This is a genomic window from Paenibacillus sp. ClWae2A, assembly GCF_032452295.1.
Lineage (GTDB): Bacteria > Bacillota > Bacilli > Paenibacillales > Paenibacillaceae > Paenibacillus.
Map to the genome: position 1 here is coordinate 700692 of NZ_JAULSQ010000003.1, position 25856 is coordinate 726547.

Below are 25856 nucleotides of genomic sequence, written 5' to 3' on the forward strand. Positions count from 1 at the left end.
TCCATAAAAAATCATGCCTCCATGCTCTAAATGCGCGCTTTACAATCTGACTACCGTCAGTTAAAATCAATTCAACATGTCGCGCGACAGATATTAACATTACGGAGGAAAACCATGAGTACTTCAACACATAGCTCTACACCTCAGCAACTCTGGGGAAGATCATTCCTATTTATCATGTTAGCCAACGCATTATTGTTTATGGCATTTGAAATGTTGCTTCCGACCTTGCCCTTGTTTGTCTCAAGTCTTGGTGGCGAAGCCTCCCAGATTGGGCTTGTTACCGGCGTATTTATGTTTTCCGCCATCTTGATTCGACCCTTCACATCTGTCTTAGCAGCTCGAATAGATAAAAAATATCTGTTGATTATCGGCATCACTATCTGTGCATTAATGACAGGCGCATACTACCTATCGTCAGGTATTTGGATGATTCTTGTATTTCGAATGATCCACGGATTCGGATTTGGTTTGGCAACGACATATTTTGCAACGATTGCCACTGAAAACATACCAAGAGATCGCCGGGGAGAGGGTATGGGGTATTTCGGCGTAGGGGAGACGGTCGCCATATCCATCGGTCCACTGATTGGAACAAGCCTGTTGTTTAGGTATGACTACCAGAGCCTGTTTATGGGAGGTATGTGCATTTTGCTGTTAGCTCTCCTGATGACAGTGTTTGTATCCAGAAAGCCGAAAACAGAAGGCAGTAGCGAGTCCATGCAAACCCATGTCCCTTCGGTGAAACTGATTGAAAAGAAGGTACTCTTCCCTTCCCTTCTCATTATGCTCGTTGGCATTGCAGCGGGTTCAATCATGTCCTTTGTGGCTTTATTCGCCACCGAAAGAGGGTTCGAGAATATAGCCTGGTTTTTCTTCATCGTCGCCATCGCCAGCTTCGCCGTCCGACTGTTCTCGGGGAAAATGTTTGATCGATGGGGACCAGGCTCCGTGTTGTTACCTTCTGCCGTGTTTGCAATCGCGGGGCTACTGGTTCTGATTATCGCCCAGAGTGATGTGCAATTCCTGATCGCCGGTGCGTTATACGGCTTTGGTTTTGGTGCCATATTCCCGGCGATTCAGACCTGGTGTGTGAATCTTGTAGAAGAACATGAGCATGAAAATGCGATGGCTTCCTTCTTTAATTTTTTTGACCTCGGAATTGGTGGGGGTTCGTTGATTCTAGGCGTGGTGGCTTCTGCATTTTCCTATACGGTGATGTATGCTATCTCTATAGGCATTTTTGTGGTATATATCTTGTTATATTTGGTATACTCCCAAAAACAACAGAGGTATTCAGCTCGCCAACTGGAGGTAGACATTGAGTAAAAAACGAATCAAGGAAATTGCCATTCAACATTTTAATCGTCTGGGTTACGAGGGGACCAAGATGGCGCAGATTGCCGAAGAGGCAGGCATTCGCAAGCAATCCCTAGCTTATCACTATTCATCTAAAAAAGCATTATTGTTGGAGTTATATGAGGAAGTTGTGCAGGAGGAACAACAGTTTGTACGCCAATTTTTCAGCGAGTCTGTTACCCAAACTCTGGATCAGCAGCTATATGCCTTTTTGCACGAACACAAAAATCGTTTCCTGACGAATCCAAACGTCGCTTTTATGTATATCCTGTCCTTTATCACACCACTGGAGGTGCATGATTTTGTACTGGCCCAGTATCGAACGTACCTCGGGACACTGAAGGAAGAGCTGGCAGCCGTATTTACCAGACATCCTGATATACGCCTGAGTCCGGAAGAAGCCACCGTAGCTTTTGTCACCGTGATGGATGGATTGGATGTACAGCTCGTGTATGAGACACGGCAATCCTATGAACAAGCTTTGGCGATCACCTGGAATGTCTTCTGGTCAGGCATCCAGCGTTAACGGATCAATTACGATCAGACTACACAAATAAGAGGGGCGTCCCACCAGTCATGTTGATGACTTTTGGGACTTCCCCTCTATTTCTCTATTTTACGGTTAGGATCACACGTTGATAATGCTTCAACTGATGCTCTCCATCATCCTGTACTTCGGCAACGATATGAATGGTATCGCCCGATTTGGCATCGTCAGGAACGGTGAATGTCACCGCTTCGGTGTCACTGCCCTGCAATTTTATCGTATCCACCTGCTCATCCTTGGCAAGTTCGCGATGCAATCCAAGCTGCAGATCACCCGCCATTTCAGGCTGAACTTTGTTCGGTTCTACTTTGGAATCCTTATAGGTGTCCGCTTCGAAATATCTCCACCACGTATACGTCAGTTGATCTCCATCCGGGTCTGTGCCTTCCGCGTGAAGAGTAACTTCCTCCCCTGGACTAACACTTAGATCCAACCCTTCCTTAATCATTAAAGACGGATTATGGTTGGCACCTTCGTAAGTGTCTGCAACTGCCCAGTCCGCACGTGCTGCAAAATCATTCTGCACATCGTCAAACCATCTCATCAGAGAGTATTCGGCTTCATATCGTTTGGTGTACGGATCGTAATCAAGTACATTGTTTCTATACAGCTTGTCGTTTACAACGCCAAAGCGTCCACCCCAACCGCCGTAGGAAGGGTCTTCCATACTGCGAAGTCCATTATCAATCAGATAAAAGAAGGATGGAGAATCGCCCTCAGATATAAAATCGTACTTGTCATATTGGGGATTGTTCTTGAGATATTCAGCACTTCCCCGCTGTTCTTCAGCCAGTTCGCCTTCGATCATTTTGCCGTCACCCATCGATGCATACATGTCCATCAGCTTGCCATGTCCGTTCAGAATATTCTTGACCATCCAGTCGCCATGAAGCTTGCTGTTCACTTCTTCGGCATGCATCTTCCATGCATAGGCAAAATGCCAGAAGTTCGATTGGTCGTTAAGAATGCGGATATCCGGCCAATTCTTCGCAATGTATTCGTTGTAACTGTCATCCTGATCCAGAATGATATACAGGACCAGTTTGTCACTGACTTTTTTGCGAATTGTCTCCCACTCAGCCGTGTCTTTATACTGTTCCTCAATCGATTTTAGCGCTCTGGCCGTAGTATTGGTGCCACCCCATGTCTGAACAATCAGGTCTCGGGAGTCATCATCGAGGAAAAGAGTTTCGAGGAATTCGGAACCTTCGGTTTCCTTCTCCATCTCCCCTTTATCGGAAATATTACCGATCTTGGTCATCGCTCGAAGCTGTTCCGGCTCCGGATAACCTTCCGCATGTTTGGACAAGTTCGGGTAGATCTCGCCATAGGCATCGATCATGTCGTACACCCACTGTGTGCCTGTCCAGCGGAATGGTTGGATCCCTGCTTCCTTGTCTCCAGCATAATGATACACCGAGCTGGTTAGTACAATTCCGGCAAGGTCCATCTCATTCGAATATAAGAGGAAACGAATGACGGAGTTCATATCATCCACTTCACCGTCGGTTGTAATCACTGTTCTGCCTTTGGCAGCTTGGTTGTTTGCAGGTTCCTGGGTTTCATTCTCTGTCTGCTCTGTCTCCTGATTCGGTGTGTCACTCGCGGTTTGTGGTGCTTTGGATGCGCACCCACTAATCACCAGAATAATACTCAGACAACCTGCGGCAAAACCGTTTAACCATTTTCTCTTGTTCATAGTGCTCCCCTTTCTTGTGTACAGCGTGATGTTGGTGTTGGGATGGATCAGTTCCTGCTTTCCTGTTCCTTAGTCCTTAATATGGGCCTTAGAAATGCAAAAAAACCCGAACATCAATACGAATGGAACAAAGTCCACGCATAATGATGTTCAGGTTTTGCCTGCCCGAAGCAGTAACAATCCTTATTTGAGTGAAATTATATCATGTTCAAGAAATTATGTAAACGCATTCAAATGTTTTTTTAATTCACCTTTGATATAGTATAATGCTTATAGCCAAGAATCAAATGGATCGGCGTAGTACTAGAAAAATGTTACCAGGAGGAATCAGACACTATGCAACAACTGAATACGGCCTTGACCCGTTTTGTGGAACAGCAAGATTTATATAATGAAGCTTATGGACTTTTCAAAAATCATGATCTGCGTCCCAGCCAACATCATCAGAAGCCGAAAGTAGACGCACGAATACCTCTTTCTCCAGAACTTCAGTACTTGTACAGTCACTATAAAATGGTGGATGCTCAAGCTGAAGGTACACTCAAAATGAAAAATGCCGCCGTTGAGATTGGTGATGCCGCGCTGATCTTCTTTGTCGCACCTGAACATCTGCTTCGTCAGCAACTGGGGTTTCGCTGGATCGGCATGAATGAACCTTATGAGGAATCCTCCACCTGGCCAAAAAACCACGTCGTCATCGCAAACTTTAATGATGATCCGTTAATTGTAGATGTGGAAGCACCGAACTCTCCCGTATATGCCGCTTTTACAGGTGGAGAACCAAAGCGTGTTGCTGATTCGCTGTCAGACTTTTTCAGTGCACTAGCCATCCTGATTGAAGCGGCGCGCACCTATGCCGGGGAAGTGAAAGATGAAGAGACCTATGAGACCAAGCCCGAGTATCTGGAGCATGTGGAACCTTTATTGCAAGATCTGTTGGGAGAAGAGTATACTGCTCATCTTTTCGAATATCTGTCATTTTGTTAAAACGGTGAATTGAAGGAATTGGAGGAGCGCCCCTATGATCTATGTGGCTTTGCTGCGAGGCATTAATGTAGGCGGAAACAATAAAATTAATATGAAGCAGCTGAAAGAAACGTTTGAACAAGCAGGTATGCTGGATGTCGTTACATACATCAACTCTGGCAATATTATTTTTGCCGATCATCAGGAACGTGCCGATGCAAATAGGGAGATATCCCATGTGTTAGAACAGGCTATCACCGCTGATTTTGGTTTACAGATCAGGGTGATGGTGCGAGATATGGATGAAATCCAAAGTGTTATTAAAGCACTCCCGGAAGAATGGGTTAATGATGATACAGCCAAAAGCGATGTGATGTTCCTCTGGGATGAGATCAATGAACCCTCCGTGCTGGACCAACTGCCCATCAAACCGGAAATCGGCACACTGATCTATGTTCCCGGAGCCATTTTGTATTCAGTCAGCAGAGAGGATGCATCCAAAAGTGGCATGAACAAGCTTGTGGGTTCCAAAGTCTATGCTTATATGACTGTAAGAAATGTGAATACCACACGTAAGATCTACGCCCTGATGCAAGCAGCAGCAGAGAAATAATACAGACAGGTGGAGATGATGCCACGCAGCTTGTGGCAATTGGAGGTAGTCTAATGAGCAGAGCATGGACATTAAACGTCAGCGTCCGATCCGTAGAGCGGGAACCGTTCTGGTATGCACCCCAGACTCCCTGGCAGATACAGGGACAAGGTTTTCGAGTGAAATTCCATACCAATAGGGCAATCGACTTGCTTGCTCAAGATCGATTGCTTGTTACCGTTGGTGAGGAAGGTACCGCGAACTGGGCTGCTTTTATCGGAACAGTCGTGGAATGCGAACCAGATTCTCTCCTGCTCTATACAAGTCCTCAGTACGAGGCACAGTTAATGGATATCCGGAGGTTGGAACGCGAATTTTCTCCCTTGGCTTCCATTCTCGGAGCGCAACATGTAATCGAAACTCTGGGCTATTTCCCTCCCTTCCATTATGACGAAATTACGGATGTGCAGCTGGAAACAGTCCAAAATATACAATCCCTCTCTCTTGTGCTAACGCATAATGCTGATCAGGAATGGGAACAGCAGGTGCAATTCCATTTTGAACATATTCAGCAAGAGATGTTCTCCCCTGTGGAGGCATCTAACGTTTGTTTACAGCTAAGTTTCACTTATGCAGCCGATCAGATTCGTGTTAACTTGGATTCCGTATCCGGCTTCGCTGCTACATTCCTATGCAGCACAATTCATATTCAATTCCATTAACCCGGTTATGTAAAAAATCCCTTCATGGGATAACATGGAAGAACATCTTTACAGATGTTCTTCCATGCCTATTACCATAAAGGGACAGCTCAACTTCTTCAGCTACACAATTTGCATCTGGTTTAGTCAATCTGAATGCGTCTGCGAGATTGATCATCACCAGGACGTTTCGGAATCTCGAGCTTCAGCACACCTTCTTCCAATTTGGCCTTAATGTGCTCCTCATCAATATGATCAACATAGAATCGCCGGATAAACTCGCCGGAACGTCGTTCCTGCCGTATGATTCGATTGGAGTCATCCTTCTGCTCCACTATATCATTGCGTTTGGCACGAATAATCAATTCATTACCTTGAACCTGAATGTCTATGTCCTCTTTGGCAATGCCCGGAAGCTCGGCTTCTACCCAGTATTTGTCTTCTTCCTCACGAATGTCGGTCCGGAATGGCTGGGAGCCAGTTCCAAAAGGGGAGAGGAATGAGTTCTCAACCATGTCATTGAAGGATTTCAACATGTGTCCGAACGGGTCTTCATTTCGTTTACGAAACGGAATCAGATCAAACATGAAAATCAGCTCCTTTTGTGTGGTTGGTTTATTGGTGTTGCTTACATTGATTATTATAATACCCCTGCAAATATGGATCAAAGTCCGTAAAAGACGAAAAAAAACCGATTTTCTTTCATCATGGTTCACTATTTTAAAATAGATCCTTTTTTCTTTTATTTTGACCTTATTTGATCTTCTGACTTTGTCTGACTATAACGAATGAATGGGGTCCGTTACAGTATTGGATTCATTCTTCCTCATTCCCATCATCATAATTGCCAGCAAGACAACCAGAACAGCTACGAGCATAAATGGAACATGTTTGTCCACCTGATAAAGTGTCGTTGTAAGTAAAGGTGTAATGACGGCGGATATCCCCTGAATCGCTGCTACCAATCCCGCTGCACCACCCTGCTGTTCTTTGCTAACTGCCAGCGAAGCACCTGCCATGAACCCGGGCATCATCAGACCTGAACCCATACCAAACAGGAAGAATGAGAAATAATATACGGGCAACACATGGAAAACCAAAAACAGAATCATGCTTGCAATCAGAAAAAGGGACCCGAGCAAAATCATCGGACGTGGTTGCCATTTCAACCACTTCATCTGAATGACCTGCATGATCAACATCGCTGCTCCAGAGAACATGAGTCCAAACGAAACCATTCGGGCCGTAGCCGCTGGGGATAGAGCCAGTTGATCCTGAAAATAAAATCCCCCGACAACCTGCAATGTCATGATGCCCATCATCGTAACCAAGCCTGCAGCAAGGTACATTCGTAAACCCCGTTGGAACGGATTGACTTTAGGTGGTTTTGCCTGAATGACCGGTTTAGCTGCCGGGATTAACAACAGGGCGATAATAAATGCAGCTATCGCTATAAAAATGCCAAAATAAAGCGGCCACAGCAGACCGATGAGGGTAAAAGCTCCCGCAATCGCAGGTCCAAATACAAGGCCAAGTCCATTGGCAGCGCTGATAATTGCCATCCCGCTTCCTCGCTCTTCTCCTTCTGTCACATCACCCATATAGGCCTGGGCAGAAGAAAGTACGGCAGGAATAAACATACCGATCAGACTGCGCGTCACAATCAGAAGCGTTAGCAACACGCCCCCTCCGATCCATGCAGTTAATCCCCCATACAATACCAAGGCAAATAATGCACAGCTAACAGACATGCCTATGAATCCAATCAATATGATGGGTTTTCTACCCTTCAGATCACTGAATCTGCCCCATACCGGAGCCATGACAGCCATCATAATGGAACCAAGCGAGATAATAAGACCGGAATGACTTTCTTTCATGCCCAACTCGCGAATAAGCGGTGGCATGATGGGGGCAATCAGCATCAGACCCAGCATGGCTGCAAATACGCTAAAAAAAATACTTCCTCTGATTCTGTTCATATTTGTACACTCCTCTATATTTCAGTACAGTACCCACTGTACCTGGAGTATACAAGGCGGAATGAACCCCCACTGCCTCTATACGGAACAATTCACGGCAAGACGGATTATTAATTTTATTTTTAAAAAAATGAACCCTTAAAACTTTACACCAGACCACTACGATTGCAGTACCATCTTTCGATCGCTGTTCATCTTGTTTAATAAATCTTTTTCATCTCTGAGGGCTTCACGCCGAATTTGCGATAAAATTGCTGCGAAAAGGCACTGACATTGCTGTAACCGACCGCAATCGCGGCCTCGGTGACGTTGTTATCTTGATTGCGCAGCAACTTCATGGCGTTGTCGAGACGAACCTGACGCAAATATTCGAAGACCGTGCTTCCGAAAAGTGCCTTGAATCCTTTTTTTAATTTAAAATCGTTAAGACCCACTTGTCTGGACAACGCTAGCAAAGATGGAGGATCTACCATACAGGCCTCCATAATCTCCCGTGCCGTATGTAACTTCCGGATGTCCTCTCTGGAGAATCCCGCGGGGATTGGCGCCAGATCAAACAGTTGGATCATAAATCGATTCAATATTTCCAAGGCTGTCGCTTCCATCATTAAGGATGATCGGTAGCTGTTGTTTAATTCCACAATCAGACTGTCAATCATCGTTCGTATCCGGTTATCCAATTGAAATACAATTGGCTTGAACACTTTTCGCCCTAACACCTGATTAAACGCAATCGACTTGAAACTGCCCAGTTGCGCCGCGGCATAATTGAATAGAGAAACCGGAATCCCCAGCGAAAAGGACGTATACAGCTCTCTTGCCGGAGGATGAAACCACGCTTCGAAATTATGCATAAAAATAAGGGCCCCTTGCCCTATCGATAATGAATAATCCTGACCCGATATATCCACCTGTCGTTCTCCTGACAAGGCAAATTGCAATTCCACAATGGGTGTCTCGGACGCAAAATACGTTGGATAAGGTTGATGATATTCAACCTGGGAATATAAAATCTCAATGCCACTGTATGTTGTCACTCTTTTGATATTGCCACTGCCCGCCTTGGGAGAGAGCAGATACGTATGTTCATCTTGCTGACTGTAAGGTTCCTGGGTCAGGTAATGCTGATATACTACGCCTAATGCATCATCCGTGCGCATGGGTATTCACCTCGCCTATATCTTGATCAGACTTGTCAGTAAAAAAGCCCAAATTAATTGATAATGATTCTCAATTATAATTCTAGCGTATTTTCGCCCGTTCGACCAGTCCTATATATATGAAGGCTCACGTCTGCTTTTTTCTTCATGTGGCAACATCATTTTATACACTAACTTACATATCCATTTGGAAAAATATCTCTTATCTAACCTTTTACACAAATCACAGACTTCTCTTACCTCTCCTTAACATAAGCTCCCTATACTAAAACAATTGTACAACTCATTACACACGAAACGATAAAGGGGATCTGGAACATTGAAAAAGAGAAATCAATGGCTTGCCGTTCTGTCGATGACTGCCATTCTTACCGCAGGAGCAACCAGCTACACATCAATGATTCATGCCGCTGGCGCAACTAAATCCGCCAGTGATCATGTTGTACTGCGTACAGCCATCCAAAATATGCAGGGTACGGTCACATGGAACGGAAGCAGTCGCAGTGTTGATATCCAGATCGCAGATACCAAAGTACAACTTCCTATAGGGACGTCATCAGCCACCATCACCGGTGTGAAAACTCCTTTGGACAGTAAAAGCTACATCACCAAAGGTACAACGTATGTACCTTCCCAAACGCTAAAATTAATTACGGATCAACTGATCCTGAAACAAAATAAAACCGGTTTTGAACAGACCGCATCGTTTCAGATGCCTGGTGGCAAAGCAGAAATATCAGCATCTACGCCAGATGGGCAGCGCCTGCTCATAACCGAAGCGGACAATGGCAGCATTTCCGTACTGGACATTGCTGACTTGAAAAACATCAACGTATTGACGACGGTCAGCTTCCATGATCTCTCCGCCAAAGCTGAAGTCACAAGCGTAACCGTGTCCAAAGATGGCAAATACGGTCTTGCTGTTATTCGTACAGGGGATACGGACAGTGAAGCAAACAAAGGGTTGCTTGCCATTGTGGATCTGACAACCTACAAAACCGTCAAAACGTATGAACTCGGTATTGGTCCTGACTCGATTGCACTATCACCTGACGGTCTGCATGCGGTGATCGCTATAGAGGATGAAGAGCTGAATACAGCTGCCGATGAAATTGACTATGCCAACACCAAACGCCCGGGTAGCATTATGGTTGTATCTTTTGCTGGCGGGAACGTATTGGAGGGCGAGATCACCAACTTGCCGGTATCTCTCGAAAATGTAGAAGGCGCCATCTATCCGCATGATCCACAACCAGAGTATGTTGCCATTAGTCCAGATAGCAAAACAGCAGCCATCACGTTACAGGAAAACAATGTCGTTGCCATTGTAGATCTGGAGACTAAAAAAATCAGATCGATCTTTGCGCTTGGTACTACTTCACATCAAGCGGATCTGAAAGATGATGGTATTGTTCAGTTTAAAGAGACGTTGACCGCTCGTTATGAACCGGATGGAATTGCTTTCTCGGCAGATGGCAAATACCTGCTGACAGCTAACGAAGGGGATTTGGGCAAGAATGAATTTGAGGATGGTGTAAAAGCAGGCGGACGTAATATCGCTGTCTGGGATCTGCAAGGCCAGCGGATGTACGATAGCCAGAACCTCATTGACGAGGCAACTGCCATGGTCGGCTTGTACCCGGACGATCGCAGTCCCAACAAGGGAAGTGAAGTGGAGAATCTGACCGTTGCTACTGTAGACGGCAAAACGTATGCCGCTGTAGCTTCCGAACGGGCAGATGCCATTTTGTTCTTTGATCTTGATGATCCGGTCAATCCGGACTACCTGGGTCTGATTCCTACAGCCGGAGAATCACCAGAGGGAATTCATCGTGTTAACGGACGCAGCCTGTTTGTGAGTGCAGATGAAAGCACCGGAACACTTAGTTTTTTTGCCAAGAAATAGATTGAGTGCCCTTGGTATGCAAAGGCTGAACTGAACGGTGTCACGTTGTATTGAGTAGGAGGGGGCGAAGAAGCCCCTGTCCTCTCCTACTATTGTACGCACTATTCCACGTACCCACATACAATGCTGCAAAGGTTATCGACGCTTCATATTTTCCACTTCCCGCCTGTTCCGCTCTACTTCCTCTTGTAACACTTGTACTTCCATCCTTAATGCGGATACTTCCTCTTTGACACCAGACCTCTTCATCCCAAGATAGAAAACCAGATATAATACAAGACCAATCATAATAAAGAAAATTAATAGCGTTATAATCCCAGCAATACCAAAATTACTAGCTCCATTCATAATGTACGTTTTCCCCTTTCTCATGTCTTATTAATTTATATTTACAACAATACCATAATTAAGTAAAACGAACAGTATAAAAAGCCAAGAGAGCTTGCTCCCTTGGCTTTCATTATATCTATATATACCTTCCTATCCGGTGATCCTTATTCCCAGAAGAAACGACCTGCGAACACTTTTTCCGTCAACAGTTTATACGTTTCTTCAGGCAATTCTTTTTTCATCTTTGCCATAACGGCGTCTTTGCCTTGATTATATTGTGTGGACATGCCAATCTCTGCCGTTGTATTACTTGCATCCAGACGCATGATTGGGGCTTGGGCATCTTTCGTCCAAGGTGTCCATGCCACCAGATCAGGTGATCCACCCGTACCTGGATTGCCTGTGTACAGGAACTGCTTCAGATATGCAGCCATCGCGGCGGACAACTGATCACGTCCTGGTTTGTTTGTATCGCTAAAGTACCCCTCAGGGAAGTAGGCAGCAATTCCATCTGCGTGTCCTGTATAGAAGTCCATATCCGCACCATGTGGTGCACCCAGTAACGTGAGCAAACGCTCAGAGATGACCCCAGGTTGTGTGCCCCATGCAAAACGATACGCATATACCGGCGGTTGACCTGCTTCACTTGTCAATTGTTCCGCTACACGCTCTGCATTAAAGCCCGCATAAGCTTCGCTACCGTATTTCAACGCAGCAGCATATTGCTCCGCCTTGGTTTTATCAGTAAACAGAGTTCCATCCGTAATCGATGGAGAGAAGTTTGGATCACCAAAGGCAAATCCGGAGAATTCCGTTTCCAGGCTGCCGAGCAATACAGGAACTTTCGTGTAGTTACCACTTTGGATGGCGTCAAATCCTTCTTTTGGAATCACGGTGCCATCACGGAACAGATGCGGAAATGGTTCCATCCGGATTGCGGTTGCACCAAACGCTGTGACCAGCTTGTCCGCAGGCAGTGCACGCAGGTAGCTCTCCAGCTGTGCCTGAGATTGCTTGCCAATCCATGCTTTTGCTTCTTCTGCATTAGCCGCTTTCCCCTCTTGCACGAGTAGCTTCACAAGTACATCCTCGGATTTTTGCTCGCCTTCTTCCGGTGATGCAGTCGTTAATCCTCCGCTGAAAGCAACTGCTTTTTGATACAATCCTTTGCTAAGTGGTGAGATCAGAGTTGCCAGCACATCACGTGCACCAGCAGATTGTCCGGCTAATGTAACATTGCCTGTATCTCCGCCAAAACCTTCGATATTATCCTGTACCCACTCTAATGCACGGAATGCATCGAGCAGACCGTAGTTACCGGAGTCATCCAGGGCATTGCCTGTTTTCAGCGCTGCATTCTCGAAGAATCCAAGGGCTCCCAAACGGTAATTCACTGAAATGATAATGCTGTTGGTGCTCCGTGCAAGCTGTTCACCCTGAAAATCTCTACCTGATCCGGTCATATTCCCGCCGCCGTGCAGGAACACCATAACCGGAAGCTTTGAACTGGTTGTGTCGGGACGCCAGATATTGAGATACAATGAATCCTCGCTGCCTACAGTATTTTTACCGGAGATCTGCAAGCTGTTCGCTGCAAATTCCTTAGCCGATCTCGTTCCTGTCCATGATTCCGGTTCTTGCGGGGCTTTCCAGCGCAGTTCCCCTACTGGAGGTGCCGCGTATGGAACACCGAGCCAACCGAGCGTGCCATATTGCTCATAGGTTTTGCCATCAATTGTGCCATACTTGGTCTGTTGCACCGTTTGAGGTTTGAACGCCCCAGTTTCTTTATGTTTTAACCAGTTCTGCTCCAAAGTTCCACTGCCATTCTTGAGCTGTATCTGCAAAGCCTGTGCGGTTGCCTCTGCCATTAGGCGATTGGTAAGTTGACTCGCTCCCTTCCCTTGAAGCGCCTTGATTCCTTTACCAGCCGCATAGGTGGCAGCCGCTCCCTGCTCATAATCCGAACCCGCTTCATATCCAAGCACCTTCAGCAGCATTTCGGCATAACCTTCCGCTGTAAGTGGTGCATGAGGTTCAAACTTATCCGTTCCTGTTACGATCTCAGACATATACGGATGCTGCTTCAAGTAACCAACGACCGGTTGCAATACTTTGCCTGCCTGAGCCGCATCGTCATACGTTTCCGATCCCTGATAAGCGAGTGCTTCTTTCTCCAATCCGGACAAACGCAAGTAAAGTACTGCAGCCTGAATGCGTGTAGCCTTTTTGTTCAGATAAGCTGTATTAACACCTTGACCGCTGCCACGAATAAGCTCGGATTGGATCAGCTTGTCCATCGCTGCTGAAGAAGAGGATGCTGTATTGCCTGCTGCATAAGCTGGTAGAGCGGATACACATAACCCCAAAATTGTTGCTACGGCAATCGAACGTTTAATGGTTTTCATGTCATAAATCTCCTCGCTGTCGAATAGTGTGTGATGGGATAAGTTCATTGGAATGTCTATTTGAGATGCGTATCTAAGAATCAGTATTCCAATGTCTGGATGAGTCTATATCTCTTTTTATGAAAAATTAAATCTGCTGCGCTCCTTTCTGCTCGAGATATCTGCTACGGCGCTTGCGGTCATGCCATCAGGCATTTTTCTTATATAAAAAAACCTGAACCGAAGGCAAACAGACATCGCTTTAGCGTGGTCTACTGCCCTCAATTCAGGTTTTGCCTGCAATCAGTAACAACCCTGAGGAATGAGGCTCATTCCATATGAAAATGTAAACGCAATCAATCGTTTGATGAACAAAGAACCAACGAATGAACTGACACAGGTATTGCCCTAAAACACGGTTACAATCCTGTTGTTATCGTGATGTTAGCACAGAATGAAAGCGTTCGCAATATCTTTTTTTCAAATCGTCAATATATGATCTCTGAAAAGGTAACATTAAAAACAAGCTCTGCAAGTTCCATATCATATCGAATCGCAACCTACATTGCTTCGGGTATCTGCCTAGCTAGAAGTCCATAAATATTGAGCATGGCGGTCGCTGCGCCCAGCGGTTGTAAGCTTTAATCATACAGAACCGCCGTCATAACAAAGCAGACCATAGGTGATTTTACCTATGGTCTGCTCTGATATGACGTGATTCGCGTCTTCTAGAATGAAATGTTCTTTATTCCTGTAGCTTGCTCACTTGCTCAATCAGGCTATCCAGCCCCTTGTCGACCAGATACGGTCCATAATTCCAATAGTTGCGAGAAACATTAATGATCCGATGATTTTTGATCGCAGGAATACTCTGATACACCGGTTCATTGAATAGTTCCATCATCTGCTCCATCTCTTCATCGTCCATCTGGGTGAAGAAGTAGTCTGCAGGTTTATCCGCCAGCTTCTCCAATGAGAGCACGGTTCCACCATCTGCATAGGCTTTGTACTGTTCAGGCATATCAAATCCGAAATCCTGGTATATCAGCTTGCCCAATGTGCCACCTTCTCCCCCAAGTAATACCTCCTTATTGTAGATGATAAAGGACATGGCTGTGGTTCCCGGTTCAATATTGATGTTCAGTTCATCCCGAATCCCCTTCAATTTATCTTCAAAAGTAGCAATCCATCGCTCCGCTTCCTCTTTCCGATCCATAATCTCACCCATCGTTCTCAGGGTGTTGATGACATCCGGGTCACCGCCCCAGGCTACCGTAATCGTAGGCGCAATTTTCTCATAGGTACCGATCACTTCCGTGCTTGTATAATCCGGTACGATGATCAGATCTGGCTCCAGATCCGAGACCACTTCTACGTTCCCCGTTCCTGATCCGATATCCGGCACGTTAGCCATCTCTTCCGGGTATAGATCCAGTGTTTCCTTGTTGGCACCCGCCGGCTTCATTCCGAGTGGCAGCAAATACCCACCATATGTGATCACAACCGGTTTGGCAGATTGGGCTGGAATCTCAACCGTTCTCCCCGATGCGTCGGTATACATTTTGGTTGCAGGCAGTGAAGCATCTTCATTTGCTGTTGACTGTGGATCAGTTCCTCCCCCGCAAGCTGCTAATAGCAGGGATAAACTAAATAATAAACTGACCGCCAAAGTAGGCTTAAAACGAACATTCAAGTCATTCACGCTCCAAGTGTTGTATTGATAATGATTATCGTTATTATCAATATAGCGTTGTGTGAGCTCTCCAGCAATGAACGATTCCGACTTCTTATTGGTACGATTTGAACCTTTAAGCAGATGACTGTGCATTTTATATTGAGCGGGAGTTTCTCCCATCATTCGTTTGAAGATTCGGCTAAAGTAGTACAAATCTTTATATCCAACACTCTCAGCCACATCACGAATCTGAGTCTCTGTCTCTGTTAGCAAAACTTTGGCTCTGTTCATCCGGGTTTGGATGACGTAATCCATCGGACTGCACCGGAACTTGCGCTTGAATACCCGTGCCAGATAATGACTGCTGTAATGAAATTGGGATGCCATCTCCTCCATGGATACGGGATGTGCGTAGTGTTCTTGAATGTACGCTTCAATCTGCTCGGCCAATTCCGGAGGTTCAACTACCTGATCACTCGCCTGCTTCCATTGGCGAAACTGTTCGTATACAAACTGATACAACAGTCCTGTAACCTGCAACCTGTCCAATTCTTCGCCGCTTGCCCAGCATTCATGCATTCTCTCCATTATGGGAATTATCGACAGCGGATATGTTGCTGCAAAATGATACTGCTGCGGGGAAATTTCATACTCCTGTTGTACGTTTTCCGCTTTATATAAAATTAGATAATATTCCAAGGGGAGATCCAGACAATGGATATGAATAGTTGTGCCTTTGACACCATGCAGAACCTGCGTCTGGGTGGACCTGAGCTTTTCTTTGCCCAAATGAACAATGGCTTCTCCTCTGACCATCAGCAAAAAAGCATGGGCTGGCAGAACATACGGCCTAATCGTCTGTCCCGGCTTCAAGACCAGATGACGAATATCCATGAGCTTCACCTGATTTTTATTCCACCACTGAATGGCTTCTGACCATTCCTTCATTACAAACCACCTCAAAGCCGATCATTAGACAAGGGTCATTCCCTGGTCCGATTTTCTCCTTAACATACAGAGTGGTCCTCATTTTGTCCAGTTCACCTGACTTCTAGCACCCTTCACTAATCGTAAATTTTACATATAGTTAACCCATTTCATACGTTAGTTTAGCAATTGTTGTATACACTTGGTTTGGGATACCAAACTATACATATATTCTAGGAGGATGCATTCATGTTAAACCGGTTTAATGTCCGTGCAGCGAAAATGATGCTCGCGGTGACAACAATTGTTACAGCTACACTCGGAGGAAGCAGTGCAGCGTGGGCTGTGGAAGATACCACCTCAACGACATCTGCATCACCGATTAAAAATGTGATTATTCTGATTCCTGACGGTATGGCTAACGATGCTACCGCTCTGGCTCGTTGGTATAAGGGCTCGTCCCTGACGCTGGACTCCATGGCAAGTGGTATGGTTCGCACACACTCTGCAGATGCGCCGATTGCGGACTCGGCCCCTGCCGGAACCGCTTTTGCAACAGGTTATAAATCTCATACCGGATTTGTTGGTGTACTGCCGGACAAGGCTACAATGCCTGGACAGAAGGCGATTGCGCTTGGAGACGAAAGAAAACCTGTTGCTTCCGTACTGGAAGCTTCCAAACTAGCGGGTAAAGCAACTGGCATTGTCGCTACATCCGAGATTATGCACGCCACACCAGCGGACTTCTCCTCTCACTATCCGGACCGTAAAAACTATGATGCACTCAGCAAACAGCAAGTCTATAATGGCATGGATGTTGTGTTGGGTGGTGGTAGAAAATATCTTGAGCCAGCCGGACGTAAAGACGGTGAGAATCTAATTTCGTCCATCAAGGCACTGGGTTACGATTACGTCACTACACCAGCCGCTATGAAAGCATCCGATTCGAACAAGATATGGGGTATGTTCGCGCCAGCGGGCATGGCTTATAATATGGACCGCGATCCTGCGAAGCAACCAAGCCTTGCCGAGATGACATCCAAAGCCATTGAAGTTCTGTCCAAAGACAAAGACGGTTTCTTCCTGATGGTTGAAGGCAGCAAAGTCGACTGGGCAGCTCACGCTAATGATCCGATTGGTATTATCAGTGACGTGCTGGCTTTTGATGATGCCGTGAAAGTAGCCATGGATTTTGCCAAAGCGGATGGAGAAACTGCCGTTGTGGCTGTAACTGACCATCAGAACGGTGGACTCACGATCGGTAATGCCTCCACAACTGGCACATATGATAAAGAGCCGTTGTCCACATTTATCGGACCTTTGAAAAAGGCCAAGCTGACAGGCGAGGGCGTTGAAGCGAAGCTGAATGCCAAGCGTACAAACATCAAAGCAGTGATGAAACAATACTATGGCATTACGGACCTGACTTCCGAGGAGATTGCCACCATTAAAGCGGCCGAGCCGGGCAGTCTTAACTATGCAATCGGTCCAATGATCAGCAAGCGTGCTGGAATCGGCTGGACAACCGGTGGTCATACAGGTGGAGATGTCGTCCTGTACACATATGCTCCCAACAATGACCGTCCATTCGGTGTAATCGACAACACGGATGTAGCAAAGTATATGGCACGTGTACTGGATCTGGATCTCGACAGCGTGAGCAAACAATTGTTTGTACCTGCCAAACAGGCATTTACAGCCAAAGGCGCGACGTACAAACTGGACCTGACGGACGCCAAAAATCCGAAGATCCTCGTAACAAAAGGTAACACCAAACTGGAACTGCAAATCTACAAAAATATTGCACTGGTGAACGGCAAAAAGACAACTTTGGAAGGTGTCATTGTTTATAACGGTGTAGAGGCATTTGTACCACAGACGGCCGTTGATCTGATTCAATAATTCGTTAGAGCTACGGAACCACAAGGAGATTACACCATCTGGCTGCCGAATATTTCGGCAGCTATTTTATTGTTTACTAATAAGGGGTAGGTTCCTGCTAACGCCTAGCGTATAATGAACGTAACAAAAATACATATCATGCAAGAAAAAGGAGAGATTCACCCATGTTGATCAAATTAAACTGGATCACGCTGAGGGTCAGTAATTTGGAAGCTTCCCTCGGGTTCTATCACGACATGCTCGGACTTCCCATTCAGCGCAGATTCGAAAGCCGCGGACGGCAGATTGCCATGCTCGGCATGGAGAATGAATCCAAGCTGGAACTGATTGAGGGCAGTGAATCCATTCTTAAACCAGAGGCCGGCGTGTCGATTGGCTATGAGGTGAACTCGCTGGATGAAGCCATGGAACGACTGGCAGAGCTGAATATTCCGATTGTACGTGGCCCGATCCAACCGAATCCGCATCTGCGATTTATTTACATTACAGATCCAGACGGCTTCGAGGTACAACTCGTAGAGCATGTCTAATTAGGCGACCGCGCACAAATGTGCGTATCACGATAACCAGTTGTGTGTGCATGTGTGCAGTCTAACCTGTATGCACAACCCCGCATAGGGCAGCGGAAAGCACATTATTATGTCTGTTTACAACTTCATGCGGCGCATCAGCGGCACACCTACACGATTCAACAACCGATCAAGCAGCAGCCAATACCAGCGTCTGCCCCACGGAAGATGATGCTCATACACTGCGGAATACTCAAAATTCGCCACAGCACCCCGATTGCGTTTGAACTGCGCAGCCCCGGCGCTCTCATGCAACAGATAGCCGTTCTCGCGAGCCTGTCCAATCAGACAAGCGGATAACATGCGGTATAGTCCGATGGACTGGGGCACCGCTGTATCGTAACCGAACAGTGGCGTTGTCATGATTCCATTTCGGTAGAAATAACCCATGACCGCGTCCAAGCGCCCCTCCTTTCGCAGTCCATACAGCCTGAGTGTTCCTGATGCCATCGCAGCAGCAATGAATCGTTCTGTGAACTGGGGATTGTGATAGGAGTATTTTTCAAGGTATAACAGCTTGTACAACTCCACGATTCGCGGAATGTCTGCATCCGTCATATCTGCTGCGGAGACGAATTCATATTTGTGCTTGGCCAACAATTCGTAATCCCGCTTCAGCAGCCAACGCGATTTCGAGTTGCCAAAATTCGGATCATACGCTTGGTACAGGTAGATCTGTCGACTCGGAATCAGTCGACACCCCGCTTCCCTCAGCTTCGCCGTCAGATCGGGATGAAGTCCCGGACACAAGGATCGAAACACAATGACATGCTCAGGATATCGCTCTTGTACCGCTGTAAGCAAACATTCTGCCTGTTCACCAGACATGGCTGGATACAGATTGGTGGACAACAGCCAGTTGTTCACATGCACAACTTTGTTAATCTGCGATTGCTTCATTCCCCAACCTATTAGACTGAGCAGCACAGAAAGGCCTTTTTCCAACACAGGCCTCTGCAACATGGTTAATTCCTGCTTGGCGTAACTCACATAATGCGTATATGGCGAACAAACGTAAGCATTATCATACTCTGTATCATTCACCGTCAGTGGAATAACGAGATCATCAATCCGGGCGAGCAGCAAGGTCGTTTCCACGTTGGACATACAGCTTTGGGTCCCGTCCAGCATCATAGGTTCCAGATAAGCTCTGGCATATCTGCCGTCCTCCGTATCGGGCCAGTCCATGTCTTTGAACGAATGCTGGTCATACAGATGCACGCGTTCAGCGCGATTATCATTCCTATGTTCATATGTACGGTCATCGCATTCCAATCTATCTTTCATTCCTTTATTCTTCAAACTTCTACTCCCCCATGAGGTAACATCTTCTTTTAACTACCATTTACAATTTCAGTTCTACTCACTTCATACTCTACACAACACTGTATAGGAAAAAAATGTCGGCATCAAGCTGGATTGCATATGAAAAAAAAGCCCGTCCAGCACGATGAAATACGTACAGACGAACTTTCAACGATATAATATTAAAGTTTATTCTCAACGGAAGAAACCTGCTGATCCGAGACTAACTCATTCAGGTTCACAATCAGTTGCTCCAGTTCCCCAAAACTCTCCACCATCTTCTGTGTCAGGTTATGTTGTTCTTCCATGCTCGCCAGAATCTCTTCTGTTGCTGCACTGGATTGCTCCGTTACACTCGAAATCTCGGAAATCTCATTCACTACTCGGGTGGAAGATTCCTTCATTGTCGCCGAACTCATCTCAATATCTGTCGCTTGATTCAACACATGCTGAGAGTTGCTATTGATCGTACGGAACACCTCATCTGCCGTTTGCACACTGTCTCTTCCTTGTTGTAACGATAAACGAATACGTTCGAATCGATCTGTCAGTGCCTGCGTTTGTCCTTTTAATCGAGACAAAATGGTTGAAATATCATTCGCAGATTGACCCGAGCTCTCGGCCAGCTTGCGTACTTCCTCTGATACAACGGCAAACCCGCGTCCATGCTCGCCTGCACGAGCCGCTTCAATGGCTGCATTAAGCGCAAGCAGGTTGGTCTGAGTTGCGATATCCGCTATGCTGTTCAGCATAAGCGTCATGGATTCACTTTCCTCATTGAACTTTCGCATGTCATTTGCAGTTGTATTGATCGTTTCATATAAATCTTGCATCTGAATATTCAATTGATCCATATGTTCGCTTCCTGTTTGCGTGCTCGTTGCCATACTTGCAGACAACTCTTTCATCTGCTGGGAATACAACGCAACGTCCTTAATCTGCTGATCCGATACAGCTAAGGATTCCGAAATGTCGGCCACACTGGTCGCCTGGAACTCCACGCCTTTGGCAACTTCACTGAATCCCAGAGTCACTTCATGGGTAATGGAACCTGTTGAATCCACCTTTTGCTTCAATTGATCCGTATAACGGGATAGTCCGCCAACAGACTCCTTGACCCGTTCAAGCATCGTTTCCACGCGGGTCCGAGATGCTTCAACCTCGCTCCATCTTTTTTCACTTTCATGAAAGAGCTTTTGGTTCAGATAGGACACCATGAACAAGATTCCGCCCGTAACGGCGAACATCCCTACATTGATTGCATTAGTCACAAACTGATCCTGAGTTGTTGTAGGAATAATCACAAGTTGAAGAATATTGTTTGCTAGCATAACCGAAAATCCGATGATAAACCATTTTTTGTTTGGATAAATAAGCAAGATCGAAGAGATGAGAATGGCAAGCAGCGGTTCAACACTTCCCCATCCGGCGAATACTCCACACAACGAGATCAGCACGGTGTTCACCCAAGGAATGAGATGAATGTGCTTCTTTTTGGCGTTTGCATAAGCGAGCCAGATTCCATACAAGACCACAACACCATTGGAAATAAATAATTTGGGCTGAACTAAAGCTACAGAAAATCCTACAATTAATACGAACCATATAATGATGCTGATGATCTTGTTCCGTTTCCATATAATTTCGTCAATACGATTCATGCATAACCCGTCCTTTAGATAAAATAACTTACGATTGTAGGGCATACTCGCACTCACATCGGCCTCTTAAAGGTTTGCTTCCGTGCATATTTCAACGCAACGCTCAGGCCACCGCCATAGTACAATGTTACTTCACAAACATGAAAGCAGCGCTACATTATGTATATCGGTATTCCGGATACAAAATTAAATATTTACTTTCAATTAATATACTCCCATATCAAATAAAACAAAAAAAGCCCGTCTTATACGCTGTTACGTACAAGAAAGGCTTCTTGGTTACGCTAAAATCATCAATACAATCTCTTATTTACCGAATACAAGTGTCGTATTGGAGGAGCCTGCATACTTTGTGACGAACTCACGCGCGTAGCTGGCACTCTCTACCTGATAACTGTAATTGGAGCTTGGTCTCCAGTTGGTTTTAGGAGAAGTCGGACTATTAAGCGCTGGTGTACTTCCTGTATCCGTAAACTCACCTTTTCCTTTGTCATCCAGGATGCCACCCTTTTCAGCACCAGCACCAAAGTAGTTGTTTTCGGAATAAATCCGTGCTTTTTCACCAATGGTGATGGCCTGATTAAAGTTGTTTGCATAGTTGTTTTTGAGATGGAAGTAACCATATCTTAAAAGTCCAGGACCACGTACATATAAATTTTCGAAGTAATTGTTGGACATTGTCACATGAGGTACTCCATTGTAACTGCTGTTACCATCATTCGGATGACCGAGGATGACGCCATACTTATGGTTTGCAAATTTGGAATTGCTAATTGTAATATAATCGGCGCGATCACCAATATACAGAAGTTTGTCCAGATCACTACCGCCAGAGTTGTAGCTGTGACCAGCAAACGTCACATGATCGATCCAGTAATTGGAGCCTGAAGTGATATACATCTGGATATCATCATTGGCATTAATATTGGAAGCGTGTTCAAAAGTCAGATTCTGAAAAATCACATTGCTTGAACTGCTTGTGGATCTGAAATGAATATTCGTTAATGTATGTTTGCCAAAGGAACCTACGAGTGTCTTGTTCGCTCCGAATTCAACCTTTTGCAACGTGGAGGAAGAAATATTCTGTTCAACGACGACAATCTTGGCTGTAGAGCCCGCCATATGTGTTCTCAGGTCATTGAGATTACTAACGTAAACCACCTGACCGTTCTTGCCACCTGTCGTAGCTGACTTGGATACACCACTTTCATTCTTGGCACTGCCTGCAAAACCAGTCAACCCATTCGTACCTGTGTTCGGATAACTGGCCGCACCATATGTAGACGGGGCCGTGGAGATAGTTAGCAACAATAGAGTTACAGCGAGTAAAAGCATCGAAAATTTCTTCAAAATTTCACCATCCTTTATAATATTATCCTCAAAGACACCTCGATTATATCGTGTAACTTTGGTTGTGACAATACAATAATTGCAAAATGACAACAATTATCACTTTTATGCAACAGCAGATCAGATATAGTGAAAAAACAAAAAAAATGAGATCAAGCCACGGCTATTGCCATGACTCCATCCCACCAGTCGATCCAATTTTATTTAATTTTGATTTTCAGTTCATCATTTTTGGCTTCCTGTATATCATTATAGACCTTACCAGTTTTCCCACGAATTTTTAATACCATCGACTCCGGATTGTCCAACAGATTGCTGCTGAAAGAATACATCATTCCGTCTTCCGTTCCGCTCCCAAATAATCCGGATAAGTTGGTCTGCTTCCCGTCTTTAGAGGTAGTTACAATCTCGATAGGCTGAACGACCTCACTGATCGACAACTTCGTCTTGTAATCGATCTCTTGCTCCGGCTCATAGACAAGTCTGACCCGAGTTACAAGTGGAGATACCTCAACTTCGGACAACATGACCTCATAATCTCCAACGGTAAAAGTCCGATTAACGTTGATGAATTCCGTTTTGGGGATAGAGAATTTGGGATCCAGCGCAAAAGAAAGATTCATTTTTGGGGAATATTTATATTTCCGTTCCTTTTCCCCTTTTTCTAAATTTTCCACCACATCTGGAACAACGGAAGAAAGCTGGAACTGAAGATTCACTTGCTCAGGCAGCGGTTTATTTCGATTTCGCTCGATTGTTTTCCGGCCATAAATGGTATGCTTATCCTTTGAAAAATGCATACCTCCTGCACTGCCATTGTCAAGCAAGTACCCTGTCGAAGCGTCCGTCATCTTCATATTAACAGTCGAATACATCTCTTGCGAAGCATCCGTTCTGGCGGTATACAATACAGTTATCCTGTTCTCATCTGCCATTACCGCATTCACGGTAAACTGATATATGCCCGATGTAACCGTCCGATCCACAAGTTGCACATAACGATGATTGAGCGTTGAAGTAATCGTAGCACGGTCTATATCCGAAGTTAGCAGGCCACGGAAGGGCTCAAGTACCCCCCAATGGGTTACAGGCTCATTATATGTTGCTGGTTGTTGCCCATAGCTCCCCAGTGGGCCTATAAGAAACCAACCTGCAGCCAGAACCGTGACCAGCACTGCCGTGATCCATTTGACACGAAAGGTCCTACCTGATCGTTTTGTTCTGGCCTTTGCGAGACCACGTTGAATTGCAGCAGTCGTGTCCGCCGGATTCCAGTGCTGCTTCTCTCTTTTCACCTGATATGCATCTGCAAGAAGTGCTTTCTCCTCCGGGTTAGTGGTCATGCCAATCCCTCCTATTCTTCATCAACTTGCGCAACTGCTGGAGTCCCTTGTGCTGCCAGGTCTTGATCGTCCCTTCCGGTTTGCCGAGGATCGAGGCAATATCCGTCAGTGTCATGTCGTTATAATATTTCAGCAATAATACATGGCGATATTTCGGTTTCACCTTTTGCAAAAGAGATTCCATCACGATTCGATTATCATCAACGCTAATCATCCAAGATGCCGGAATGCTGTCCTCCAGATTCTCCTTGGCCAGAGGTGTCGCCCGCTTGCGGCGCCTCTGTTCATCGATGCAGACATAGATCAGAATCCGAATGATCCACGACTTGAACGCCTTCTCATTATTCAGCGTACGACGTTTGATCCAAGCCCGGCACGTCATCTCCTGCACAGCTTCCAGCGCATCTTGCCGGTTACGCAGGTAACTGTAGGCAATAGAAATGAGCTTATCTTGATGCTCCATAATGGATTGCACAAATGTCGTCTCGTCTTCGGTCTGTACATAGATCCTCTGGTTCATCTCTGCTTTTGTTTCCACCCCGCAGCCCTCCTTCTCTCTCTCTTTCTGTGGTATAAGACGGGTGAGTGAAGCAAACGGTTTTTAATATTTGTTCATCAAAAAAAGCTCCGCCATCATTATGAGGGAGCTTGATTACATAGGTCTTCGTCTGCCCATATACTGAATTACGCACAAGCATGACAATCCAAGATCAACTAACTTACAAATTGCCAGTGACTTCGATCCCGTCGGCCAATTGCAGATGGTTTCTCACCCAAGCTGTGAACTGATTCAAAAAATTCCGTAATTCAGGCTCTGCAACCACCTGTTGATCCAACTCTGATAAAATCTCTACCCATCCATCCTTCGTAATGGGATTGGCCCAGCAGGGATCAAGTGCCTTCATCTCTTCTCCAGTTCGCGGGTCAGTTAATGGAAATGCGCGATCCAATGCAGGACGAATATAGTCAAAGTCTTCATTATATATGAACAACATGTCTTCCATCTCTACTTCAACCGATTCTTCTATGTATAAAGGGGATAAAACAAAACCCACATTCCGCTGTGGACCTTGATACTGATACATGAGCGCAGGAATTGTTCTCTTTGATTTTTTAGCCATATATGCTCCTCCTGTTTCAGGCAAATCTCTTACCGATCAGAGTTCAAACCAGATTAAACCACCATCAACCCGCCTAGTTTCTCGCTCCATCTGATGCATCCAACTCCGCGCCTCTTCACCCCAGATATGAAACAAACAGTAGATATATAACTCCCCATCCACAATCTCTTCTAACCCGGAAGCCTCTTCTATCCACACTTCAAGGGCTCTAGGCCAGGAAGAATCTTTACATTTCAGTACAAAACCGTTGGCGTGGTGTTCCAGGCTGTACATATCAGTAAACGTTAATGAACTTGCCAGACGCTTCACAACTTCAGGTAAACTCGCAGACTCCGTTATTCTAATCCCATATTCCCAGCCCATATGTACAACCT

Annotated in this window: 22 protein-coding genes; 8 read left to right on the forward strand and 14 right to left on the reverse strand. The window is 45.6% G+C overall.

Translation table 11 applies throughout. From position 1 onward, the window contains the following. Window positions 1–114: 114 nt before the first annotated feature. On the forward strand, window positions 115–1329 hold the full coding sequence (locus tag QVE09_RS14350; RefSeq protein ID WP_315937299.1) for an MFS transporter: 1215 nt from the start codon (window positions 115–117) through the stop codon (window positions 1327–1329). Continuing rightward, window positions 1322–1885 (forward strand): TetR/AcrR family transcriptional regulator, encoded by a 564-nt coding sequence (locus QVE09_RS14355; RefSeq protein WP_315937300.1) that lies wholly within the window; start codon window positions 1322–1324, stop codon window positions 1883–1885. The genes QVE09_RS14350 and QVE09_RS14355 overlap by 8 nt, the downstream gene beginning before the upstream one ends. An 85-nt stretch (window positions 1886–1970) precedes the next feature. Here the strand turns inward: QVE09_RS14355 and QVE09_RS14360 are convergent, their stop codons facing one another. After that, window positions 1971–3605 (reverse strand): DUF1593 domain-containing protein, encoded by a 1635-nt coding sequence (locus QVE09_RS14360; protein ID WP_315937301.1) that lies wholly within the window; start codon window positions 3603–3605, stop codon window positions 1971–1973. A 336-nt stretch (window positions 3606–3941) separates the two neighbouring features. Between QVE09_RS14360 and QVE09_RS14365 the strand changes: the two genes are divergently transcribed. The 3 genes from QVE09_RS14365 to QVE09_RS14375 are packed head-to-tail and all read left to right on the forward strand — an operon-like array spanning window position 3942 to window position 5885. Next, the gene (locus QVE09_RS14365; RefSeq protein WP_315937302.1) at window positions 3942–4592 is read left to right on the forward strand and encodes a hypothetical protein; all 651 of its coding nucleotides are present in this window, start codon (window positions 3942–3944) and stop codon (window positions 4590–4592) included. Between the two features lie 34 nt (window positions 4593–4626). Further along, a complete protein-coding gene (locus QVE09_RS14370; protein WP_315937303.1) occupies window positions 4627–5184 on the forward strand; it encodes a DUF1697 domain-containing protein in 558 nt (185 codons plus the stop codon). A gap of 53 nt (window positions 5185–5237) precedes the next feature. Then, on the forward strand, window positions 5238–5885 hold the full coding sequence (locus QVE09_RS14375) for an Imm50 family immunity protein (RefSeq protein ID WP_315937304.1): 648 nt from the start codon (window positions 5238–5240) through the stop codon (window positions 5883–5885). A 122-nt stretch (window positions 5886–6007) separates the two neighbouring features. On the opposite strand, the gene QVE09_RS14380 is transcribed toward QVE09_RS14375, so the two are convergent. From QVE09_RS14380 to QVE09_RS14390, 3 genes are all read right to left on the reverse strand, one after another. Then, window positions 6008–6451 carry an Hsp20/alpha crystallin family protein gene (locus QVE09_RS14380; protein ID WP_315937305.1) on the reverse strand — a complete coding sequence of 148 codons (444 nt, stop codon included), beginning with the start codon at window positions 6449–6451 and terminating at the stop codon, window positions 6008–6010. A 192-nt stretch (window positions 6452–6643) separates the two neighbouring features. Next, entirely contained in the window at window positions 6644–7846 is a 1203-nt protein-coding gene (locus QVE09_RS14385) for an MFS transporter (RefSeq protein WP_315937306.1), read from the reverse strand. 200 nt (window positions 7847–8046) lie between these two features. Then, window positions 8047–9006 carry a helix-turn-helix transcriptional regulator gene (locus tag QVE09_RS14390; RefSeq protein WP_315937307.1) on the reverse strand — a complete coding sequence of 320 codons (960 nt, stop codon included), beginning with the start codon at window positions 9004–9006 and terminating at the stop codon, window positions 8047–8049. 319 nt (window positions 9007–9325) lie between these two features. Between QVE09_RS14390 and QVE09_RS14395 the strand changes: the two genes are divergently transcribed. After that, window positions 9326–10912, forward strand: a complete 1587-nt coding sequence (locus QVE09_RS14395; protein WP_315937308.1) for a choice-of-anchor I domain-containing protein — start codon at window positions 9326–9328, stop codon at window positions 10910–10912. A 135-nt stretch (window positions 10913–11047) separates the two neighbouring features. Here the strand turns inward: QVE09_RS14395 and QVE09_RS14400 are convergent, their stop codons facing one another. The 3 genes from QVE09_RS14400 to QVE09_RS14410 form a co-directional block, all read right to left on the reverse strand. After that, window positions 11048–11260, reverse strand: coding sequence for an ATP synthase subunit B family protein (locus tag QVE09_RS14400; RefSeq protein ID WP_315937309.1), 213 nt, complete (start codon window positions 11258–11260; stop codon window positions 11048–11050). A gap of 146 nt (window positions 11261–11406) precedes the next feature. After that, window positions 11407–13650 carry a carboxylesterase/lipase family protein gene (locus tag QVE09_RS14405; protein ID WP_315937310.1) on the reverse strand — a complete coding sequence of 748 codons (2244 nt, stop codon included), beginning with the start codon at window positions 13648–13650 and terminating at the stop codon, window positions 11407–11409. 724 nt (window positions 13651–14374) lie between these two features. After that, complete coding sequence (locus QVE09_RS14410; RefSeq protein WP_315937311.1) at window positions 14375–16252, reverse strand: AraC family transcriptional regulator; 1878 nt, start codon at window positions 16250–16252, stop codon at window positions 14375–14377. Between the two features lie 228 nt (window positions 16253–16480). Between QVE09_RS14410 and QVE09_RS14415 the strand changes: the two genes are divergently transcribed. Together QVE09_RS14415 and QVE09_RS14420 are read left to right on the forward strand one after the other, a co-directional pair. After that, a complete protein-coding gene (locus QVE09_RS14415) occupies window positions 16481–18133 on the forward strand; it encodes an alkaline phosphatase (protein WP_315937312.1) in 1653 nt (550 codons plus the stop codon). A 164-nt stretch (window positions 18134–18297) separates the two neighbouring features. Continuing rightward, window positions 18298–18663 carry a VOC family protein gene (locus QVE09_RS14420; RefSeq protein WP_315937313.1) on the forward strand — a complete coding sequence of 122 codons (366 nt, stop codon included), beginning with the start codon at window positions 18298–18300 and terminating at the stop codon, window positions 18661–18663. Between the two features lie 117 nt (window positions 18664–18780). Here QVE09_RS14420 and QVE09_RS14425 read toward each other — a convergent pair whose 3' ends face one another. The 7 genes from QVE09_RS14425 to QVE09_RS14455 all read right to left on the reverse strand — a co-directional run bounded on the left by QVE09_RS14425 (window position 18781) and on the right by QVE09_RS14455 (window position 25845). Continuing rightward, window positions 18781–20004, reverse strand: coding sequence for a GNAT family N-acetyltransferase (locus QVE09_RS14425; protein WP_315937314.1), 1224 nt, complete (start codon window positions 20002–20004; stop codon window positions 18781–18783). Window positions 20005–20189: 185 nt separating this feature from the next. Next, window positions 20190–21668, reverse strand: coding sequence for a methyl-accepting chemotaxis protein (locus tag QVE09_RS14430; RefSeq protein WP_315937315.1), 1479 nt, complete (start codon window positions 21666–21668; stop codon window positions 20190–20192). A gap of 306 nt (window positions 21669–21974) precedes the next feature. Continuing rightward, window positions 21975–23018: a pectate lyase family protein gene (locus tag QVE09_RS14435; protein ID WP_397387039.1), complete on the reverse strand. Its 1044-nt coding sequence runs from the start codon at window positions 23016–23018 to the stop codon at window positions 21975–21977. A 200-nt stretch (window positions 23019–23218) separates the two neighbouring features. Beyond that, complete coding sequence (locus QVE09_RS14440) at window positions 23219–24361, reverse strand: DUF4179 domain-containing protein (RefSeq protein WP_315937316.1); 1143 nt, start codon at window positions 24359–24361, stop codon at window positions 23219–23221. Next, window positions 24351–24899 carry a sigma-70 family RNA polymerase sigma factor gene (locus QVE09_RS14445; RefSeq protein ID WP_315937317.1) on the reverse strand — a complete coding sequence of 183 codons (549 nt, stop codon included), beginning with the start codon at window positions 24897–24899 and terminating at the stop codon, window positions 24351–24353. The genes QVE09_RS14440 and QVE09_RS14445 overlap by 11 nt, the downstream gene beginning before the upstream one ends. 181 nt (window positions 24900–25080) lie before the next feature. After that, the gene (locus tag QVE09_RS14450; protein ID WP_315937318.1) at window positions 25081–25482 is read right to left on the reverse strand and encodes a hypothetical protein; all 402 of its coding nucleotides are present in this window, start codon (window positions 25480–25482) and stop codon (window positions 25081–25083) included. Between the two features lie 36 nt (window positions 25483–25518). After that, entirely contained in the window at window positions 25519–25845 is a 327-nt protein-coding gene (locus QVE09_RS14455) for a hypothetical protein (RefSeq protein ID WP_315937319.1), read from the reverse strand. Window positions 25846–25856 lie beyond the last annotated feature (11 nt).

Excerpts from the sequence above, each read along its gene's own strand:
- QVE09_RS14350 (WP_315937299.1), top strand. The coding sequence starts at position 115 with ATGAGTACTTCAACACATAGCTCTACACCTCAGCAACTCTGGGGAAGA.
- QVE09_RS14360 (WP_315937301.1), bottom strand. The coding sequence starts at position 3,605 with ATGAACAAGAGAAAATGGTTAAACGGTTTTGCCGCAGGTTGTCTGAGT.
- QVE09_RS14365 (WP_315937302.1), top strand. The coding sequence starts at position 3,942 with ATGCAACAACTGAATACGGCCTTGACCCGTTTTGTGGAACAGCAAGAT.
- QVE09_RS14370 (WP_315937303.1), top strand. The coding sequence starts at position 4,627 with ATGATCTATGTGGCTTTGCTGCGAGGCATTAATGTAGGCGGAAACAAT.
- QVE09_RS14375 (WP_315937304.1), top strand. The coding sequence starts at position 5,238 with ATGAGCAGAGCATGGACATTAAACGTCAGCGTCCGATCCGTAGAGCGG.
- QVE09_RS14380 (WP_315937305.1), bottom strand. The coding sequence starts at position 6,451 with ATGTTTGATCTGATTCCGTTTCGTAAACGAAATGAAGACCCGTTCGGA.
- QVE09_RS14385 (WP_315937306.1), bottom strand. The coding sequence starts at position 7,846 with ATGAACAGAATCAGAGGAAGTATTTTTTTTAGCGTATTTGCAGCCATG.
- QVE09_RS14390 (WP_315937307.1), bottom strand. The coding sequence starts at position 9,006 with ATGCGCACGGATGATGCATTAGGCGTAGTATATCAGCATTACCTGACC.
- QVE09_RS14400 (WP_315937309.1), bottom strand. The coding sequence starts at position 11,260 with ATGAATGGAGCTAGTAATTTTGGTATTGCTGGGATTATAACGCTATTA.
- QVE09_RS14405 (WP_315937310.1), bottom strand. The coding sequence starts at position 13,650 with ATGAAAACCATTAAACGTTCGATTGCCGTAGCAACAATTTTGGGGTTA.
- QVE09_RS14410 (WP_315937311.1), bottom strand. The coding sequence starts at position 16,252 with ATGAAGGAATGGTCAGAAGCCATTCAGTGGTGGAATAAAAATCAGGTG.
- QVE09_RS14415 (WP_315937312.1), top strand. The coding sequence starts at position 16,481 with ATGTTAAACCGGTTTAATGTCCGTGCAGCGAAAATGATGCTCGCGGTG.
- QVE09_RS14420 (WP_315937313.1), top strand. The coding sequence starts at position 18,298 with ATGTTGATCAAATTAAACTGGATCACGCTGAGGGTCAGTAATTTGGAA.
- QVE09_RS14430 (WP_315937315.1), bottom strand. The coding sequence starts at position 21,668 with ATGAATCGTATTGACGAAATTATATGGAAACGGAACAAGATCATCAGC.
- QVE09_RS14440 (WP_315937316.1), bottom strand. The coding sequence starts at position 24,361 with ATGACCACTAACCCGGAGGAGAAAGCACTTCTTGCAGATGCATATCAG.
- QVE09_RS14450 (WP_315937318.1), bottom strand. The coding sequence starts at position 25,482 with ATGGCTAAAAAATCAAAGAGAACAATTCCTGCGCTCATGTATCAGTAT.
- QVE09_RS14455 (WP_315937319.1), bottom strand. The coding sequence starts at position 25,845 with ATGGGCTGGGAATATGGGATTAGAATAACGGAGTCTGCGAGTTTACCT.